The sequence below is a fragment of the Pseudomonas sp. SWI36 genome (assembly GCF_002948105.1).
Classification (GTDB): domain Bacteria; phylum Pseudomonadota; class Gammaproteobacteria; order Pseudomonadales; family Pseudomonadaceae; genus Aquipseudomonas; species Aquipseudomonas alloputida.
In genome coordinates this window covers 3,124,790-3,143,680 of the sequence record NZ_CP026675.1, presented here as the reverse complement: position 1 = coordinate 3,143,680, position 18,891 = coordinate 3,124,790, and the positions used below count along the sequence as shown (strand labels likewise).

Annotated in this window: 19 protein-coding genes; 6 read left to right on the top strand and 13 right to left on the bottom strand. The window is 63.4% G+C overall.

The window, feature by feature from the left end:
• The first annotated feature begins 38 nt into the window (after positions 1-38).
• From lptE to C4Q27_RS14990, 4 genes are all read left to right on the top strand, one after another.
• Positions 39-644, top strand: a complete 606-nt coding sequence (gene lptE / locus C4Q27_RS15010; RefSeq protein WP_020193850.1) for an LPS assembly lipoprotein LptE — start codon at positions 39-41, stop codon at positions 642-644.
• Positions 645-683: 39 nt separating this feature from the next.
• Positions 684-1,721 carry a DNA polymerase III subunit delta gene (gene holA / locus C4Q27_RS15005; RefSeq protein WP_003249749.1) on the top strand — a complete coding sequence of 346 codons (1,038 nt, stop codon included), beginning with the start codon at positions 684-686 and terminating at the stop codon, positions 1,719-1,721.
• Between the two features lie 899 nt (positions 1,722-2,620).
• Complete coding sequence (gene arfA / locus C4Q27_RS14995) at positions 2,621-2,785, top strand: alternative ribosome rescue factor ArfA (RefSeq protein ID WP_003249747.1); 165 nt, start codon at positions 2,621-2,623, stop codon at positions 2,783-2,785.
• A 60-nt stretch (positions 2,786-2,845) separates the two neighbouring features.
• On the top strand, positions 2,846-4,162 hold the full coding sequence (locus C4Q27_RS14990; protein ID WP_010955414.1) for a lytic murein transglycosylase: 1,317 nt from the start codon (positions 2,846-2,848) through the stop codon (positions 4,160-4,162).
• A gap of 33 nt (positions 4,163-4,195) precedes the next feature.
• Here the strand turns inward: C4Q27_RS14990 and C4Q27_RS14985 are convergent, their stop codons facing one another.
• The 13 genes from C4Q27_RS14985 to C4Q27_RS14925 all read right to left on the bottom strand — a co-directional run bounded on the left by C4Q27_RS14985 (position 4,196) and on the right by C4Q27_RS14925 (position 16,579).
• Positions 4,196-5,134, bottom strand: coding sequence for an LD-carboxypeptidase (locus tag C4Q27_RS14985; RefSeq protein WP_064491145.1), 939 nt, complete (start codon positions 5,132-5,134; stop codon positions 4,196-4,198).
• A gap of 98 nt (positions 5,135-5,232) precedes the next feature.
• Entirely contained in the window at positions 5,233-6,249 is a 1,017-nt protein-coding gene (gene lipA / locus C4Q27_RS14980) for a lipoyl synthase (RefSeq protein ID WP_003249742.1), read from the bottom strand.
• A gap of 2 nt (positions 6,250-6,251) precedes the next feature.
• Entirely contained in the window at positions 6,252-6,899 is a 648-nt protein-coding gene (lipB, locus tag C4Q27_RS14975) for a lipoyl(octanoyl) transferase LipB (protein WP_003249738.1), read from the bottom strand.
• Positions 6,899-7,174, bottom strand: a complete 276-nt coding sequence (locus C4Q27_RS14970; RefSeq protein ID WP_010955417.1) for a DUF493 domain-containing protein — start codon at positions 7,172-7,174, stop codon at positions 6,899-6,901. Before C4Q27_RS14970 ends, lipB begins: the two co-directional genes overlap by 1 nt.
• 73 nt (positions 7,175-7,247) lie before the next feature.
• The gene (locus C4Q27_RS14965) at positions 7,248-8,408 is read right to left on the bottom strand and encodes a D-alanyl-D-alanine carboxypeptidase family protein (RefSeq protein ID WP_010955418.1); all 1,161 of its coding nucleotides are present in this window, start codon (positions 8,406-8,408) and stop codon (positions 7,248-7,250) included.
• A gap of 220 nt (positions 8,409-8,628) precedes the next feature.
• On the bottom strand, positions 8,629-9,630 hold the full coding sequence (locus tag C4Q27_RS14960) for a septal ring lytic transglycosylase RlpA family protein (RefSeq protein ID WP_064491146.1): 1,002 nt from the start codon (positions 9,628-9,630) through the stop codon (positions 8,629-8,631).
• Positions 9,630-10,640 (bottom strand): lytic murein transglycosylase B, encoded by a 1,011-nt coding sequence (gene mltB, locus C4Q27_RS14955; protein ID WP_014592536.1) that lies wholly within the window; start codon positions 10,638-10,640, stop codon positions 9,630-9,632. Before mltB ends, C4Q27_RS14960 begins: the two co-directional genes overlap by 1 nt.
• Positions 10,641-10,657: 17 nt before the next feature.
• Positions 10,658-11,761: a rod shape-determining protein RodA gene (gene rodA / locus C4Q27_RS14950; RefSeq protein WP_050545941.1), complete on the bottom strand. Its 1,104-nt coding sequence runs from the start codon at positions 11,759-11,761 to the stop codon at positions 10,658-10,660.
• Between the two features lie 38 nt (positions 11,762-11,799).
• Positions 11,800-13,689 (bottom strand): penicillin-binding protein 2, encoded by a 1,890-nt coding sequence (mrdA, locus tag C4Q27_RS14945; protein WP_010955422.1) that lies wholly within the window; start codon positions 13,687-13,689, stop codon positions 11,800-11,802.
• A gap of 16 nt (positions 13,690-13,705) precedes the next feature.
• The gene (gene rlmH, locus C4Q27_RS14940; protein WP_003249722.1) at positions 13,706-14,173 is read right to left on the bottom strand and encodes a 23S rRNA (pseudouridine(1915)-N(3))-methyltransferase RlmH; all 468 of its coding nucleotides are present in this window, start codon (positions 14,171-14,173) and stop codon (positions 13,706-13,708) included.
• Positions 14,174-14,183: 10 nt separating this feature from the next.
• Positions 14,184-14,603 carry a ribosome silencing factor gene (gene rsfS / locus C4Q27_RS14935; RefSeq protein WP_009685825.1) on the bottom strand — a complete coding sequence of 140 codons (420 nt, stop codon included), beginning with the start codon at positions 14,601-14,603 and terminating at the stop codon, positions 14,184-14,186.
• Positions 14,604-14,646: 43 nt separating this feature from the next.
• Positions 14,647-15,339 carry a nicotinate-nucleotide adenylyltransferase gene (gene nadD, locus C4Q27_RS14930; protein WP_064491147.1) on the bottom strand — a complete coding sequence of 231 codons (693 nt, stop codon included), beginning with the start codon at positions 15,337-15,339 and terminating at the stop codon, positions 14,647-14,649.
• A complete protein-coding gene (locus C4Q27_RS14925; protein WP_064491148.1) occupies positions 15,308-16,579 on the bottom strand; it encodes a glutamate-5-semialdehyde dehydrogenase in 1,272 nt (423 codons plus the stop codon). The genes nadD and C4Q27_RS14925 overlap by 32 nt, the downstream gene beginning before the upstream one ends.
• A gap of 305 nt (positions 16,580-16,884) precedes the next feature.
• On the opposite strand from C4Q27_RS14925, the gene C4Q27_RS14920 reads away from it, so the two are divergent.
• Both C4Q27_RS14920 and C4Q27_RS14915 read left to right on the top strand, forming a co-directional pair.
• The gene (locus C4Q27_RS14920) at positions 16,885-17,553 is read left to right on the top strand and encodes a DNA-3-methyladenine glycosylase (protein WP_010955424.1); all 669 of its coding nucleotides are present in this window, start codon (positions 16,885-16,887) and stop codon (positions 17,551-17,553) included.
• A gap of 2 nt (positions 17,554-17,555) precedes the next feature.
• Positions 17,556-18,872, top strand: coding sequence for a bifunctional DedA family/phosphatase PAP2 family protein (locus C4Q27_RS14915; RefSeq protein WP_064491149.1), 1,317 nt, complete (start codon positions 17,556-17,558; stop codon positions 18,870-18,872).
• Positions 18,873-18,891: the final 19 nt, after the last annotated feature.

The following is an 18,891-nucleotide window of genomic DNA, read 5'->3' as shown; positions in this document are numbered from 1 at the left end:
TGCGGGTGGGCGGAACAGGCCCAAAAGGGAGCAACAACATGATCAAACGCAATTTGCTGGTAATCGGCCTGGCGGTCATGCTCAGCGCCTGCGGTTTCCAGCTGCGCGGCACCGGCGCCACCGAGCTGAGCGTGAAGGAAATGGACGTCAGCGCGCGCAATGCCTATGGCCCGACCGTGCTCCAGCTGCGTGAAGTGCTGGAACGTAGCGGCGTCAACGTGCACGCCGGCGCACCGTATCGCCTGGTGCTGACCAACGAACAGGAGCGCGAGCGCTCGGCGACCTACAACAGCGGCAACCGTACCGCCGAGTACGAGCTGACCACCAAGCTGGACTACAGCATCCTGGGCCTGAACAACCTGGAGCTGATGAGCGACAAGCTGGAGGTGCGCAAGGTCTACGTGCGTGACGGCTCGAACATCACCGGCTCCGAGCAGGAAGCCAAACGCGCCCGCGAAGAAATGCGCCGCGACCTGGTCAACGCCATGGTCGTACGTTTGCAGATGCTGTCCCCGTCCCAACTGGATGAGCTGCAGCGTAAAGCCGACGAGCGCGCCCAAGCCGAAGCTGCCGCGCTGGAGGCTGCCCGCCGCCAGCAAGCCGAGACGCCTCAGCAATCGCCACTGGAAGTACCGGGCAACTAAGCCCGCGAGGGGCGCCCTCGGGCGCCCCGCCTGTTCCCCATGAAACTCGCCCCCGCCCAACTCAACAAGCACCTGCAAGGCGCCCTGGCACCGGTCTACGTGGTCAGTGGCGACGACCCGCTGCTGTGCCAGGAAGCTGCCGACGCCATCCGCAATGCCGCGCGTCAGCAAGGTTTCGATGAACGCCAGGTATTCAGTGCCGACGCCAACTTCGACTGGGGCACCCTGCTCCAGGCCGGTGCAAGCCTGTCGCTGTTCGCCCAGCGCCGCCTGCTGGAACTGCGCCTGCCCTCGGGCAAGCCCGGTGACAAGGGTGCCGCTGCGCTGATGGAATACTGCGCCAACCCCGCCGAAGACACGCTGCTGCTGATCAGCCTGCCCAAGCTCGACAGCAGTGCGCAGAAGACCAAGTGGGGCAAGGCATTGATCGAAGGCGCTCATTGCCAGTTCATCCAGATCTGGCCGGTGGATGTGCACCAGCTCCCGCAGTGGATCAACCAGCGCCTTCAACAGGCCGGCCTGTCAGCCCAGCGTGATGCCGTCGACCTGATTGCCGCGCGCGTGGAAGGCAACCTGCTGGCAGCCGCGCAGGAAATCGAAAAACTCAAGCTGCTGGCCGAAGGCAGCCAGATCACCGTGGAAACCGTGCAGGCTGCCGTCGCCGACAGTGCCCGCTTCGATGTCTTCGGCCTGGTCGATGCCATTCTCAACGGCGAGGCGGCGCATGCCCTGCGCATGCTCGAAGGCTTGCGCGGTGAAGGTGTGGAGCCGCCAGTCATCCTCTGGGCGTTGGCCCGTGAGCTGCGCCAACTGGCGGGGCTAGCCCAGCAGTTCAGCCAAGGCGTGCCATTGGACAAAGCGTTCAGCCAGGCCCGCCCGCCCATCTGGGACAAACGCCGACCGCTGGTCAGCAAGGCCCTGCAGCGCCTCTCGGCGCAGCGTTGGGCGCAACTGCTGCAGGATGCCCAGCGAATCGATGCGCAGATCAAAGGGCAGGCTGAAGGTTCGCCCTGGATTGGCCTGGCGCGGCTGTCGCTGTTGATGGCTGGCCAACGCCTGGCCCTGCCTCCCGAGTAACTGGGGCCACTGTAGGAGCGGGTTTACCCGCGAAGAGGCCGGCCCTGCAGGCCAATTTCCACCCGCCGTTCACCGTTGCCGCCGCCACCGTATTCGCGGGTAAACCCGCTCCTACGCAGATTGGTGGTGGACACACATCGGTGGTTGGGCACAGGCCGTCGTGTAGGGGCGGGTTCACCCGCGAAGAGGCCGGCCCTGCTAACCAATCTCCACGCGCCGTTCACCGTTGCTGCCGCCACCGTATTCGCGGGGTAAACCCGCTCCTACGCAGATTGGTGGTGGACACACATCGGGGGTTGGACACAGGCCGTCGTGTAGGAGCGGGTTCACCCGCGAAGAGGCCGGCCCTGCTAACCAATCTCCACGCGCCGTTCACCGTTGCCGCCGCCACCGTATTCGCGGGTAAACCCGCGAATACGCAGATTGGTGGTGGACACACATCGGGGGTTAGGCACAGGCCGTCGTGTAGGAGCGGGTTCACCCGCGAAGAGGCCGGCCCTGCTGGCCAATCTCCACCCGCCGTTCACCGTTGCCGCCACTACCGTATTCGCGGGTTCACCCGCGAAGAGGCCGGCCCTGCTAGCCAATCTCCACCCGCCATTCACCGTCGCAGCCACCACCGTATTCGCGGGTAAACCCGCTCCTACGCAGATTGGTGGTGGACACACATCGGGGGTTGGACACAGGCCGTCGTGTAGGAGCGGGTTCACCCGCGAAGAGGCCGGCCCTGCTAACCAATCTCCACGCGCCGTTCACCGTTGCCGCCGCCACCGTATTCGCGGGTAAACCCGCTCCTACACATAGGCACCAGAGCCTCGACCATATACACAATCAATTGGCCCCCACCCCTCGGGGGCCTACAGTGCGCCGCGAAACCCACCCAACCCGGGAAGCCCGCCATGAGCAAAAAGCCGAAAAAGCACGGCCCCAACAAGGCCAAGTCCATCGTTGCCCAGCCACTGTTCCGCTGCCGCCAGGAACAACCGAACAAGGGCAAAGGCAGCTACCGCCGCGAAGCCTTCCAATCGAGAGATTGGGAGGCTTCCTACTTTTTGGCTGCATGAAAGCATCGCAAGCGCAGGCATGGTATGGTCGTCACCTGACCTGCAACTCTGGATCTGTGCATGCTCTTCCGTCTTATCCCCCGCTGGGAAACCCGCCAGCTGATCGCGGCCTCCAGCTTCATCCTGCTCGTGGCCTGTGCGGAAAAGCCCACCGCCGCCGACGCGCTGCCGCTGGCCCCTGCCCAACCCAATCCCGTGGTGACCGTGCCCGGCGCAACGCCCGACGTCAGCACTGACATCCAGCCCCTGCAAACCTTCGCCCAATGGCAAGCGGGCTTCCGCGAGCAGGCCCTGCAAGCCGGCATTTCGCCGAGCACCTTCGACCGCGCCTTCCTCGGTGTCACCCCCGACCTGGACGTGATCAAGGCAGACCGCAGCCAGCCGGAGTTCACCCGCCCGGTGTGGGAATACCTCGAAGGCGCCCTGTCGCCCCTGCGTGTGCGCAACGGCAAGAAGCTGCTGGAGCAGAACGCCGAGCTGCTGACTCGCCTTGAGCAACGCTATGGCGTGGACCGCCAGGTGCTGGTCGCGGTGTGGGGCATGGAAAGCAACTTCGGCCAGTTCCAAGGCAGCAAGTCGGTGATCCGCTCGCTGGCCACTTTGGCCTATGAGGGCCGCCGCCCACAGTTCGCCCAGGATCAGCTGATTGCCGCGCTGCAGATCATCCAGCATGGTGACATCCAGCCTGAAGCCATGCGTGGCTCGTGGGCCGGCGCCATGGGCCAGACCCAGTTCATCCCGACCACCTACAATACCCATGCCGTGGACTTCGACGGCGATGGCCGCCGCGACATCTGGAACAGCACACCAGATGCCTTGGCCTCAACAGCGCACTACCTGCAGAGTTCGGGCTGGAAACGCGGCCAACCGTGGGGCTTCGAGGTACAGGTGCCGGCTGGTTTCGACTTCTGGCAGGCCGATGGCGCACTGCGCAAACCAGTGAGTGAATGGCTCGCGATGGGCGTGAAACTGCCAGCGGGCACCCAGCTGCCGGCAGGTAGCAACCAGCTGTCTGCCGCCCTGCTGCTGCCGGCCGGTGCACGCGGCCCGGCGTTCCTGGTGCTGGACAACTTCCGCGCCATCCTCAAATACAACAACTCGTCGTCCTATGCCTTGGCGGTGAGCCTGCTCGGGGATCGCTTCAGCGGCTGGGGCTTCATTGCCGGCAGCTGGCCGAAAGAGGATCTGCCGCTCAGCCGCACCGAGCGCATGGAGTTGCAGAACTTGCTGAACAGCCGCGGGCATGATGCGGGTAATGCAGATGGCATTATCGGGGCCAATACCCGCAAAGCGATTCGCAATGCCCAGCAAGGGCTGGGCTGGCCGGCGGATGGCTACCCGACCCATAAGCTGCTTGAGAGCCTGCGGCAGCAGTAGGCATTTCGGGGCCGCTGCGCGGCCCCGGTAGTTTCACGCCCTGAACAGGTCCTGCTCCAGCACCAGTGTTTGCTGAACACTGTCGAGCCTCACCCGAGCCCCCAGGGGCAAGCATACATTCGGGTCACAGTGCCCGCTGCGCCAACCCGCCAGCACCGGCACACCCAGCGGTGCAAACGTATCCTCCAGCAACGGCGTCAGCGCCGCAGTGGTAATCCCGGCAAAGTCGCCCACCAGCACGCCCTTGACCCCCTCCAGCTTGCCTGCCAGGCGTAACTGGGTCAGCAGCCGATCCACCCTGTACAACGGCTCGTTGACATCCTCGATGAACAGGATGCAGCCCTGGGTATCCAGCTCGGCAAGGGTCCCCATGGTCGCCCCCAGCATCGACAGGTTGCCCCCCAGCAACGGTCCGCTGGCCACCCCCGGCAGCACGCAGTCCAATGCGAAGCCCGCCGGGTGCGCGACCTGCTCGCCTGCCCTCACATGCCCACCCAGTTGCGCCAGCAACGACGACTCGGTCGGTGGCAACTTGGCCCCCAACAGGTCGGCATTGAGCATCCCCCCATGGAAGGTCACCAGCCCGGCATGCCGGTAGATCGCCGTATGCAACGCGGTGATGTCGCTGTAGCCGATCAGCGGCTTGGGGTTGCGCCGGATCAGTTCAAAGTCGAGCTGGTCAAGCAGGCGCATGCTGCCGTAGCCCCCACGCATGCACAGGATGGCGTCCATGGCCGGATCGGCAAACGCTGCATGCAAGTCCTGCAGGCGCTGCTGGTCCGGCCCCGCCAGGTAGCCCTGCGCCTGCAGGGCACCCGGGTAGATATGGCAACGGTAGCCGCGGTCAACGAACCACTGGCTAACCTTGTGCGCATCAAGCCGCGCCGCGCCCGCCGGGGCGACAATGGCAAAACATGCGTTGGCCGGCAGCGCGGCTGGCAGGGTGGATTGGAAGGTTTTGGCGCAATACATCGCGGCTCCTTGCAGCGCATGGGACACAAACAAAAATGCCGATGCCGCCCTTGGGCGCGCATCGGCATCTGTGGCTCTGCTCTAGGCTAGAGCATAGCTCAGAGCTTGATCTTGGCTTCGTGGGCCTGCTGGTCGGCGTGGTACGAAGAACGCACCAGCGGGCCAGAAGCAACGTTCTTGAAGCCCATCTTGTAACCTTCCTCGGCGAACCAGGCAAAGGTGTCCGGGTGAACGAAACGCTGCACCGGCAAGTGGCTGCGCGACGGCTGCAGGTACTGGCCAAGGGTGAGCATGTCGATGTCATGCTCGCGCATGCGGTGCATCACTTCGATCACTTCCTCGTCGGTTTCGCCCAGGCCGAGCATCAGGCCCGACTTGGTCGGTACGTGCGGCACCAACTGCTTGAACTTCTGCAGCAAGTCCAGCGACCAGTCATAGTCCGAACCCGGGCGCGCGGCCTTGTACAGGCGCGGTACGGTCTCGAGGTTGTGGTTGAACACATCCGGCGGCTCTTGCGCGGTGATTTCCAGGGCAACGTCCATACGGCCACGGTAGTCAGGCACCAAGGTCTCCAACTGCACGCCCGGCGACAGCGCGCGGATTTCCCGGATGCAGTCAGCAAAGTGCTGGGCACCGCCGTCACGCAGGTCGTCGCGGTCCACCGAGGTGATCACCACATACTTCAGGCGCAGGTCGGCAATGGCAACAGCCAGGTTTTTCGGCTCGTCCAGATCCAGCGGTTTCGGTCGGCCGTGGCCAACGTCGCAGAACGGGCAACGACGGGTGCAGATGTCACCCATGATCATGAAGGTGGCGGTACCACCCGAGAAGCACTCGCCCAGGTTCGGGCAGGAGGCCTCTTCGCACACGCTGTGCAGTTTGTGCTTGCGCAGCAGTTGTTTGATGCGGTCTACCTCGGGCGACACCGGGATACGCACGCGAATCCAGTCGGGCTTCTTGGGTAGCTCATCGGTAGGGATGATCTTCACCGGGATGCGCGCGACTTTGTCGGCACCACGCAGCTTGACCCCAGCTTCCACCTTCTTCGGCGCTGGGCGCGGGGTGGCATCCTGGGTAGGTATCAGGTTCGGCACGGCTTCTTGCACAGTTGTCATATTCAGTCGATTCCGCCCGTGAGGGTCGTCTGCTCAGCGTAGTCGAGGTGCTTGACCAGCTGTCCGCGCAGCCTTGTCCTGACCTCGTCGAGTTCGATCGGACCTGCCAGGTCGCGCAGCTGGGTCATCGCCAGCCCCGCATAGCCGCAGGGGTTGATTCGGCGGAATGGCGCAAGGTCCATGTCCACGTTCAGGGCAAGGCCGTGAAACGAACGGCCGTTGCGAATTCGCAGGCCGAGGGAGGCGATTTTCGCTCCGTCGACATAGACACCCGGGGCATCGGGCTTGGCAGACGCCTGAACAGCATAGCTGGCGAGCAGGTCGATGAGGGCCAGCTCGATACGGCTGACCAGCTCACGCACGCCAAAGCCCAGCCGGCGCACATCCAGCAGCAGGTAGGCCACCAGCTGCCCGGGGCCATGGTAGGTGACCTGGCCGCCGCGGTCGGTCTGCACCACCGGGATGTCGCCCGGCACCAGCAGGTGCTCGGCCTTGCCGGCCTGCCCCTGGGTGAAGACCGCAGGGTGCTCGACCAGCCAGATTTCATCCTGGCTGTCCGGGCTGCGCTGCTCGGTAAAACGACGCATGGCCTCCAGCACCGGTTCATAGGGCTGCAGGCCAAGCTCGCGAAAACCGAGGCAGGCGGACATCAAAGCACCATTTTCACGATGCCGGTAGCGCGCAGGGCGCTGTTGATATCGTGCAGCTGGTTCTCGCTTTCGGCAACGATGTGCAATTGCACGGTGGTGTACTTGCCTTCCTTGCTCTGGCGTTCGGCCAGGGTGGAAAGGTCGACTTTGGCGTGCTTGCTGAGAACCTCGATGACCATGTCCTTGAAACCGACAACGGTGTCACCAATGACCTTGATCGGGTAATCGTCGCAAGGGAATTCGATCTTGTGCGACTTGACGTCTGGTTCGCTCATGGCGGAAACGGCCTCGTAAGCCGTGGCAACAACAACACCCCCGCGGTAGGCGCGGGGGCATGCAGGTCACGTATCAGTTGAACAACCCGTAGAAGAATAGACGGATGCTATCCCACATACGGCGGAAGAAACCACCTTCCTCGACGCCATCAAGGGCGATCAGGTCGGCACTGTGAATCACTTTTTCGTCCAGTTTGACTTCCACTTTGCCGATCACGTCACCTTTGGCGATCGGTGCGGTGAGCTGCGGGTTCATGGTCATCGAAGCCTGCAGGCGCTTCAATTGGCCTTTAGGCATAGTCATGGTCAGGTCGTCAGCCAGGCCAGCCTTGACTTGGCTGGTAGCGCCCTTCCAGACCGGCGCCTGGGTCAGCTCGGTGCCTTTCTGGTAGAAGGTCTGGGTTTCGAAGAAGCGGAAACCGTAGGTCAGCAGCTTCTGGGTTTCGGCAGCACGCGATTGCTCGCTGTTGGTACCGAACACCACGGCGATCAGGCGCTGGCCGTCACGAACGGCCGAAGCCACCATGCAGTAGCCGGCTTCGTCGGTGTGACCGGTTTTCAGGCCATCGACGGTCTTGTCACGCCACAGCAGCAGGTTGCGGTTAGGCTGCTTGATGTTGTTCCAGAAGAACTCTTTCTGCGAGTAGATGGCGTAGTGGGCCGGGTCGACGTTGATGATCGCGCGAGCCAGGGTCGCCATGTCGTGCGCCGACGAGTAATGCTCGGGGTGCGGCAGACCGGTCGGGTTCATGAAGTGGCTGTTGGTCATGCCCAGGTCGGCAGCCGTCTTGTTCATCATGTCGGCAAAGGCGTCTTCGCTGCCGGCGATGTGCTCGGCCAGGGCGACCGAGGCGTCGTTACCGGACTGGATGATGATGCCGTGCAGCAGGTCGCTGACCGTTACCTGGCTGCCAACCTTGATGAACATGCGCGAACCGCCGGTACGCCAGGCGTTTTCGCTGACGGTAACCGGGTCGCTTTCACCGATCTGGCCGCGACGGATGTCCAGGGTGGCGATATAGGCGGTCATCAGCTTGGTCAGGCTGGCTGGCGGCAGGCGCTCGTCACCGTTGTTCTCGACCAGCACGTTGCCGCTGGACGCGTCCATGAGTACGTAGGACTTGGCTGCCAGTTGCGGTGGCGCCGGCGTCATCTGCTCCGCCGCGAAGGCGGCAGGCGTGATCAGCAGCAGTACAGGCAGGCAAAGTCGTTTGGCAAGGTTGGTGATGTTCATCCGTCTCTCGAAAATCGCTAATGGTCTGAGATGTTCCCTGGGCAAGATCATGTGCCCAGCGCCAGTCAGTCTAGTTTTATGGCCAATGGCCTGGCCCGCGAACGTGCGGCTTTATGTCGCTGCGGGCAAAAGCGGTCATTGTACATGGCCGCGACCGGCAATTCATGACAAAACCGATAGTTTGGTGTTGCCGTCTTCGCAGGCGCGCCCGCTCCCACAGTCAGTCTGCTGTGACCAGCTTTGCCTGCCCCAAGTTCGCCAGGCGAATGCTGTCTTGTGCTTGCTGGATCTCGCCCTGGCTGCCGATCGGCCCCAGGCGCACGCGGTGCAGGGTCTGCTGGTTACGCACGATCGAGCTGATGAACACGGGTGCATTGACCATGGTGCTGAGCTTGGCGCGCAGCAACTCGGCAGCGTCCGGGTTGGCGAACGCGCCTACCTGCAAGAAACTGCCACCGCTACCGCCGGGCACGTTATTGCCACCCACCTGCACGGGTACCACGGGCGCTGCGTGCTGCTGTGGCGGCGGGGTCCACTGCTCGACCCGCCCGGTACTGGCCGGTATTGCCTGGGTCTGCGCCACTTGCGGCTCCTTCAGCACCATCGGCGGCGTTTGGCCGCGCTGAGCCCACCACTGCTGCGGGTCGATACCCTCGACGCGCACATGCGCGGTGCCGATCTCGGCATAGCCGAGCTTTTTCGCGGCAGCATAGGACAAGTCGATGATTCGGTCGGAATAGAACGGGCCACGGTCGTTCACCCGAAGGATCACGCTGCGGCCGTTCGCCAGGTTGGTCACCCGCACATAGGCTGGCAGCGGCAGGGTCTTGTGCGCTGCGCTCATGCCATACAGGTCGTACAGCTCGCCGTTGGCAGTGTTCTGCCCGTGGAACTTGGTGCCGTACCACGATGCCGTACCCTCGGCGCGGTAGTTGCGCGAGTCCTGCATCGGGTAGTAGGTCTTGCCCAGCACGGTGTACGGGTTGGCCTTGTAGTTACCGGTGTGCACGGTCGGGGTGGCATCGGGGATCTTGTTCACATCCACGTCCCACCACGGTGCGCCGTCCTTGTGCGCCCGGTTGATGTCCAGGCCCGGCTGGCTACGCACGACATTACCACTGCTTTTCGGGGCCGGGCGGTTGGAAGAGCAGCTGACCAGCGCCACACCGACGGCGAGGCAGGTGAGCAGCTTGAAAGCGTTGCCAGAGATGATTGCGCGCATTACTTGACGCCCCGTACTTGAACCAGCTGTTCCGCAAGCTGATGTACCGCCATGGCATACATCACGCTGCGGTTGTAGCGAGTGATCGCGTAGAAGTTCTTCAGGCCCATCCAGTACTCGGGGCCGCTCTCGCCCTCGAGACGGAAGGCGGTAACCGGCAGATCATCGCGCAGCGAATCATGAACCGACCAGCCAAGCGTACGCAACTCCCCTACCGTTTTCACCGGCTCGATGCCGGTGGTCAGGCCTTCGTCGGCGCGCTCACCTTCAACCCAGGCGCGACTGACCACACCCTCACCGGCCACCCAGCCGTGGCGCTTGAAGTAGCTGGCCACGCTGCCGATGGCATCGTCAGGGTTGTTCCAGATATTGATATGGCCGTCCCCGTCGAAGTCCACCGCGTAGTTGCGGAAGCTGCTTGGCATGAACTGCGGCAGCCCCATGGCGCCGGCGTACGAGCCCTTGAGCGTCAAGGGATCGAGCTGTTCCTCACGGGCCAGCAGCAGGAACTCTCGCAGCTCCTTGCGGAAGAACTCGGCCCGTGGCGGGTAGTCGAAGCCCAGCGTCGACAGGGCGTCGATCACCCGGTAGTTGCCGGTATTGCGGCCAAAGAAGGTTTCCACGCCGATGATCGCGACAATGTACTGCGCAGGTACGCCGTACTCCTGCTCGGCACGTGCCAATACAGCCTCGTGCTGACGCCAGAAATCCACACCGCGAGCGATACGTGCATCGGTGATGAACATCGGCCGGTAGTCCTTCCACGGTTTGACCCGCTCGGCCGGGCGCGAGATGGCGTCGAGGATCGACTGCTTGCGCTGCACCTCACGAAACACACCCATCAGTTGCTCAGGCGCAAAACCATAGTCGCGGCTCATTTCGCCAACAAACGCGGCTACCTCGGGCGAGCCGTCGTATTCGCCGGCATGGGCCAGCTGTACAGCGCCGAACAGGCCCACCGCACCGATCCAAGGCGCACAACGGGCAGCCCAGTTACGCACTGCTTGCATGAAATTGTTCACCTTATTCAAACCTGCGCGATCCATTTGCGGTGCGTATGGATCGACATCAAAACGCCAAACGCTGACAGCAGCGTCACCAACGATGTTCCGCCATAGCTGATGAAAGGTAACGGCACGCCCACCACGGGCAGAAGGCCGCTTACCATTCCGATATTGACGAACACGTATACAAAAAAAGTCATGGTCAGGCTGCCCGCAAGCAGCTTGCCGAACAGGGTCTGCGCCTGGGCGGTGATCACCAGGCCACGGCCGATCAGCAGCAGGTAGACAATCAGCAGCAGGCAGATGCCGACCAGGCCGAATTCCTCGCCGAGCACGGCGATGATGAAGTCGGTGTGGCTTTCCGGCAAAAAGTCCAGGTGCGACTGCGTGCCAAGCAGCCAGCCTTTGCCAAACACCCCGCCCGAGCCGATCGCCGCCTTGGACTGGATGATGTTCCAACCGGTGCCCAACGGGTCGCTTTCAGGGTCGAGGAAGGTCAATACCCGCTGCTTCTGGTAGTCGTGCATGACGAAGAACCACATTGCCACCGCGACTGGCACGGCTGCCGCCAGCACGCTGAGGATCCAGCGCCAGCGCAAGCCGCCCATGAACAGCACGAAGGCACCGGAGGCCAGGATCAGCAGCGCGGTCCCCAGGTCTGGCTGACGTACGATCAGCATGAACGGCACGCCGATCAGCAGCAGGCTGATCGCCACGTGCTTCAAATGGGGCGGCAAGGTGCGCTTGGACAGGTACCAGGCGATGGTCGCCGGCATGATGATCTTCATGAATTCCGAGGGCTGGAAGCGGATCACCCCCGGAATGTTGATCCAGCGTGTGGCCCCCATGGCGTTGTGGCCCATCACGTCGACCACTACCAGCAACAGCACCCCGGCCAGGTAGGCCAACGGCACCCAACGCGCCATGAAGCGCGGCTCCAGCTGGGCGATGACGAACATCGACACCAGACCGATGCCAAACGAGGTGGCTTGCTTGAGCAGCAGGTCCCAGTTCTTGCCACTGGCCGAATACAGTACGAACAGGCTGCCGGCTGCAAGGGTCAGCAGAATGATCAGCAAGGGGCCGTCGATATGGATGCGTTGCAGAAAGCTCGCACGCCGACGCATCACATCCTCGCTGGAGAGCATGCGATCGAAATTGTTCATCACAGGGCCGATTCCTGGGTAACGGTGGCGGGCGCGAACTCGGGTTTGAGCCGGCCATTTTCGTCGAGCAGCCAGGCGTCCATGATCTGGCGTACCACCGGAGCGGCGACACCCGAGCCGGACTCACCGTTCTCGACCATCACCGAAACCACGATTTTCGGGGCTTCGGCTGGGGCAAACGCGACGAACAACGCATGGTCGCGGTGGCGCTCCTGGAGTTTGTTGCGATCGTACTTCTCGCCCTGCTTGATCGCCACCACCTGGGCGGTACCGCTCTTGCCGGCAATGCGGTACTGGGCTCCGGCAGCTGCCTTGCGCGCGGTACCGCGGGCGTTGTGCATCACCTGTTCCATGCCATGGGTGACCTTGGCCCAGTCGGACTTGTCACGCAGCACGATGTCTTCCATGGGGTTGTCGTCCACCGGCGGCAGGCCTTCGATGGTCTTGGCCAGGTGCGGGCGGTTCCACACACCTTTGTTGGCGATCAGTGCAGTGGCCTGGGCCAGTTGCAGCGGCGTAGCCTGCATATAGCCCTGGCCGATGCCGAGAATCAGGGTTTCGCCAGGGAACCAGGCCTGGCGACGGGTGGCACGCTTCCATTCGCGCGACGGCATCAACCCGGCAGACTCCTCGAACATGTCGAGGGAAACCCGCTGGCCGATACCGAACTTGTTCATGTAGCTGGACAAGCGATCGATGCCCATCTTGTGCGCAAGGTCATAGAAGTAGGTGTCGTTCGAGCGCATGATGGCGGTGTCCAGGTCGACCCAGCCATCCCCGGAGCGGTTCCAGTTACGGTATTTATGGTCGTAGTTGGGCAGCTGGTAGTAGCCAGGGTCGAACACCCTGCTGCTGGCATTCACGACGCCACTGTCCAGACCGGCAATAGCCACCGCCGGCTTGATGGTCGACCCCGGCGGGTACAGGCCACGCAGCACGCGGTTGAACAGCGGCCGATCGATCGAATCGCGCAATTCGGCATAGGCCTTGAAGCTGATGCCGGTGACGAACAGGTTGGGGTCGAAGCTAGGCTGACTCACCATCGCCAGTACCTCACCGGTTCGCGGGTCGAGCGCAACCACTGCACCACGCCGGCCTCCCAGGGCGGCTTCAGCGGCCTCCTGCAGCTTGATGTCCAGGCTCAGCACAATGTCCTTGCCCGGCTTCGGATCGGTGCGCTTGAGCACCCGCAACACCCGGCCACGGGCGTTGGTCTCGACTTCCTCGTAACCCACCTGACCGTGCAGGGCGGCCTCGTAGAAGCGCTCGATGCCGGTCTTGCCGATATGGTGGGTACCGCTGTAGTTCACCGGGTCGAGCGTTTTCAGCTCTTTCTCGTTGATTCGCCCTACATAACCCACCGAATGGGCGAAATGCGCACCCTGCGGGTAATGCCGCACCAGCTGGGCCACCACCTCGACACCCGGCAGGCGGAACTGGTTTACCGCCACGCGGGCGATCTGCTCTTCGTTGAGCTCGAACAGGATCGGCACCGGCTCGAATGGCCGGCGGCCTTGGCGCATGCGCTTCTCGAACAGGGCACGGTCGTCAGCGGTGAGGTCCAGCACTTCGACGATGGTATCCAGCACTTCCTGCCAGTTACCCGCACGTTCGCGGGTCATCGACAGGCTGAAGCTGGGCCGGTTGTCGGCAACGATCACCCCGTTGCGGTCGAAGATCAGCCCGCGGGTCGGCGGGATCGGCTGCACATGCACCCGGTTGTTCTCCGACAGCGTGGAGTGGTAGTCGTACTGGATGATCTGCAGGTAGTACAGCCGTGCGATCAACACGCACACAAGCAGCATGATCGCGACTGCGCCGACCACGACGCGTTTGCGCACCAGGCGGGCGTCTTTCTCGTGGTCCTTGAGACGGATCGGCTGCGACATCGGACTGCTTAAAGGCTCATTTGTGGTAAGGGTGCCCGGACAACACGGTCCAGGCGCGGTAGATCTGCTCGCCGATGAGTATCCTTACCAACGGGTGCGGCAACGTCAGCGGCGACAGCGACCAACGTTGCTCGGCGCGCGCGCAAACCTCAGGCGCCAGGCCCTCCGGGCCGCCCACCATCAAATTCACCGTGCGCGCATCCAGGCGCCAGCGGTCCAGCTCGGTCGCCAGCTGCTCGGTACTCCATGGCTTGCCATGGACCTCGAGGGTGACAATGCGTTCCCCAGGCTGCACTTTGCTCAGCATGGCTTCGCCCTCCTGACGGATCAGGCGGGCGACGTCGGCATTCTTGCCACGGGTATTCAGCGGGATTTCCACCAGCTCCAGCGACAGCTCGGCGGGCAGGCGCTTGGCATATTCATGCCAGCCTTCCTCGACCCACTTCGGCATGCGCGAGCCGACCGCAATCAGGCGCAGACGCACAGCGCTTTCCTTATTCGCGGTCTTTGAGCTTGTCGGAGTACTCGTGGGCATGGTCCGGGCTGTGGTGCTTGCCATCGGCGGCACGGCTTTGCTCGGCACCCTGCCACAGACGCTCAAGGTCGTAGAACTGGCGGGCAGCGGCGGTCATCATGTGCACGATGACGTCGTTCAGGTCCAGCAGCACCCAGTCGCTGTCGCCCTTGCCTTCTTCACCCAGTGGCTGGGCGCCCTTGGCCTTGACTGCTTCACGGACCTTTTCGGCCATCGCGTTGATCTGGCGGTTGGAGGTACCGGTGGCAATGATCATGTAGTCGGTCAGGCTGTGCTTCTCGCGCACGTCGATGACCTGGATGTCCTGGGCCTTGACGTCTTCCAGCGCTGCCTTGGTCACTGCGACCAGTTCTTCGCCGTAAATTTTCTGCTTGGTCATATAAAACTCGTTCAACTCGTTGGATGAGGCGCCAGAGGCACCGTCAGTTGGGCGCACGATACAGTTCGTGCGCCTCGATATAGGCCAGTACGGCGTCCGGCACCAGGAACCTCACCGATTTGCCGCTGGCCAGCAGCTGTCGGATCTGTGTAGCCGACACCGCAAGCGGCGTCTGCCAGACGAACGAAATATTTCCCGCCGGGCCGGACATGGCGGTGGGATCGCTCTCCGAGCGCGCAGCCAACAGGTTGCGCAACTCGTCAGGGGGTTCTACGTCGGCATCCGGACGTTGCAGTACCAGGATGTGACAGTGTTGCAGCAATTCTTCCCAGCGATGCCAGGCGGGCAGGCCACAGAAGGCATCCCAACCCAGCACCAGGAACAACTGGTCGTTGCCAGACAGTTCGGCGCGGATCGATTCCAGCGTATCGATGGTGTACGACGGCTTGTCACGTTCCAGCTCGCGGGCATCGACGCTCAGGCAAGCGACGCCCTGCACCGCTTCACGGACCATCGCCAGGCGATCCTGCGCGGCCACCTGTGGCGTGTCGCGGTGCGGCGGCCGGGCATTGGGCAACAGGCGTAGCTCATCCAGCCGCATGAACTCGGCCACTTCAAGCGCGCTGCGCAAGTGGCCGATATGCACGGGGTCGAAGGTACCACCTAGAATGCCGATACGCCGGACTGCCTGGGCCTTGCTCAACTCAGCAGGACCCCTGGCCGCGCAACTGGCCATCGCCGATCACCACATACTTCTCGCAGGTCAGGCCTTCCAGGCCGACAGGGCCGCGGGCATGCAGCTTGTCGGTGGAAATACCGATTTCCGCACCCAGGCCGTACTCGAAGCCATCGGCAAAGCAGGTCGGGGTGTTGAGCATGACCGACGCCGAATCGACCTCAGCCATGAACTGACGGGCTTCACCCTGGTGTTCGCTGATGATCGAGTCGGTGTGGTGCGAGCCATAGTGGTTGATGTGCTCGATGGCCTGGTTCAGGCCGTCGACCACGCGAATCGACAGGATCGCATCGAGGTATTCCGTGTGCCAGTCGGCTTCGGTGGCCGGTTTGGCGCTGATGATAGCCTGGGTACGCTCGCAACCGCGCAGCTCCACGCCATTCTCCACGAAGCGGCGGGCCATTTCTGGCAGGAAGCGCTCAGCCACTTGTTGGTCGACCAGCAGCGTTTCCATGGCACCGCAGATGCCGTAGCGGTAGGTCTTGGCGTTGAAAGCCACATTCCAGGCCTTGTCCAGGTCGGCATGCTGGCTGACATAGATGTGGCAGATGCCGTCCAGATGCTTGATCACCGGCACGCGGGCATCGCGGCTGATGCGCTCGATCAGGCCACGGCCTCCGCGCGGCACGATGACATCGACGAATTCCGGCATGCTGATCAGCGCGCCCACGGCTTCGCGGTCGGTGGTTTCGACCACCTGCACCACCGCCGCCGGCAGGCCGGCTTCGGCCAGGCCACGCTGAATGCAGGTGGCAATGGCGCGGTTGGAGTGGATGGCTTCGGAACCGCCACGCAGGATGGTTGCATTGCCCGACTTGAGGCATAGGCTGGCGGCATCAATGGTCACGTTCGGACGCGATTCATAGATGATCCCGATCACCCCCAGCGGGGTACGCATCTTGCCTACCTGAATGCCCGATGGACGGTAGCTCATGTCGCGGATGGCACCGACCGGGTCCGGCAGGCTGGCCACCTGGCGCAAGCCGGTGATCATGCCGTCGATACGCGCCGGGGTCAGCGCCAGACGGTCGAGCAGTGCGGGCTCCAGGCCACTGGCGCGGCCGGCGGCCAGGTCCAGCTCGTTGGCAGCGGTGAGCTCGGCACGGGCAGCGTCCAGCGCGTCGGCGGCGGCTTGCAGGGCGCGGTTCTTCTGCGCGGTGCTGGCACGGCCAATCACCCGGGAAGCCTCACGGGCAGCGCGACCCAAACGGGTCATATAGTCAAGAACGGACTCAGTCATGGGTTCGGTGTCTTGGCGAAGGGGAAATCGGCTGATTATAACTGCCGCGCAGGTGTACGCCCAGCGGCGGGTGGCGGATGGTAGAAAATGGATGGGGCAATGTGTAGGAAAGATGTAACCGGGGTTATCGAGATTTCCACCTCCTGTCGAGGCCCTTTCGCTGGCGCGCCCGCTCCCACCGGGATTTGTGTAGGAGCGGGTTTACCCGCGAAAGGGCCGGCACTGCCCACATCACCATCCGATTCAGCCTCGATTAAGCCATTCATTGCTATCATCCCCGCCTCTCCAGCCACGAACTGCCCCGCATGCCAGCCCTGCCCGACAGCTTTTTCGACCGCGACGCCCAGACCCTGGCCAAGGCCCTGCTGGGCAAGGTCATCCGTCACCGCCACGGCGACCTGTGGCTGGCCGCGCGGATCATCGAGACCGAGGCCTACTACCTTTCCGACAAAGGTAGCCACGCTTCGCTCGGCTACACCGAAAAACGCAAGGCGCTATTCCTGGATGGGGGGCACATCTACATGTACTACGCCCGCGGCGGCGATTCGCTGAACTTCAGCGCCCACGGGCCGGGCAACGCGGTGCTGATCAAGTCTGCCTATCCTTGGCAGGACACCCTCTCGGGGCCCGACAGCCTGGCGCAGATGCAACTGAACAATCCCGATGCAAGCGGCAATATCCGCCCGCAAGAGCGCCTGTGCGCCGGCCAGACCCTGCTATGCCGGGCCCTGGGCCTGAAAGTGCCGCATTGGGACGCCCAGCGTTTCGACGCCGAACGCCTGTACGTCGAGGACTGCGGCAACGCCGTGCCCCGGGTGATCCAGGCTGCTCGCCTGGGCATCCCGCACGGGCGCGACGAGCACCTGCCGTACCGCTTCGTCGATGCCGAGTACGCCCGTTTCTGCACACGGAACCCGTTACGCCGCGGCCAAGTCGAAGGCCGTGATTTCTTCATTCTCGAACAAGGAAGCTGAACATGGGCCAATGGCTCGACAGCCTGACCGGCTGGCTCAGCGCCAACCCGCAGTGGCTTGGCCTGGCGATTTTCCTGGTGGCCTGCATCGAATGCCTGGCCATCGCCGGCATTATCGTGCCGGGCACCGTACTGCTGTTCGCCGTTGCGGTACTGGCCGGTAACGGCACGTTCAGCCTGGGCGAAACGCTGCTCCTCGGCTTTCTCGGCGGCCTGCTGGGCGACGCCATGTCTTACGCAGTGGGCAAGTACTTCCACCAGAACATCCGCCGCCTGCCGCTGCTACGCCACCATCCGGAATGGATCGGCAGCGCCGAAAGCTACTTCCAGCGTTATGGCATCGCCAGCCTGCTGGTAGGCCGCTTCATCGGCCCGCTGCGGCCGATGCTGCCAATGGTCGCCGGCATGTTCGACATGCCCCTGCCGCGCTTCATCGCCGTCAGCCTGCTGGCGGGCGCCGGCTGGTCGGTCGCCTACCTGCTGCCCGGCTGGGCCACCGGCGCCGCCATGCGCCTGCCCCTGCCGGAAGGCTTCTGGCTGGACGCCGGGATCATCGCCGGCGCCCTCGCGGTGCTGATCGGCCTGAGCCTCAATACCAGCCTGCGTGACCAGCGCCACGGCACCAGGCTGGTTGCCGCGCTCAGCTTCATCACCCTGGCCGGTGTATTCCTCGGCTGGCCCTACTTCCATGAGTTCGACCAAGGCGTGATGACACTGGTCCAGGAGCATCGCAGCCAGGCCATCGACAGCACCGTGGTGCTGGTGACACGGCTAGGCGATTTCCGCACCCAGTTGTTCCTCGGCGCCCTGCTGACAGGCCTGCTGCTGCTTGCCCGTCAATGGCGACACGCATTTTTCGCGGCGGGCGCGTTGATGGGCACGGCGATCGCCAACGGCACACTGAAATGGCTATTTGCCCGGGCCAGGCCGGAAGTACTGACCGACCCACTGACCAGCTACAGCATGCCCAGCGGGCACAGCTCGGCATCGTTCGCGTTCTTCCTGGTCATGGCCGTGCTGGCAGGGCGTGGCCAGCCACCACGGATGCGCCTGACCTGGGTGATGCTGGGGTGCATTCCAGCGCTGGCGATTGCCCTGTCGCGGGTGTACCTGGGGGCGCACTGGCCAACCGATATCCTGGCCGGGGCCCTGCTGGCTTGTTGCGTGTGCGCACTCAGCCTGACATTGGTGCAACGCCAGCAGACCCTGCCAGCCCTGCCGCTGCGGGTGTGGTGGCTGGTGTTGCCGGCATGCGTGGCGCTGCTGGCGTTCTTCGCCATGCATGCGCTGCCGCAGGCGTTGGTCAGGTATCAATATTGATGTTGCCTGTGCGGGCCTA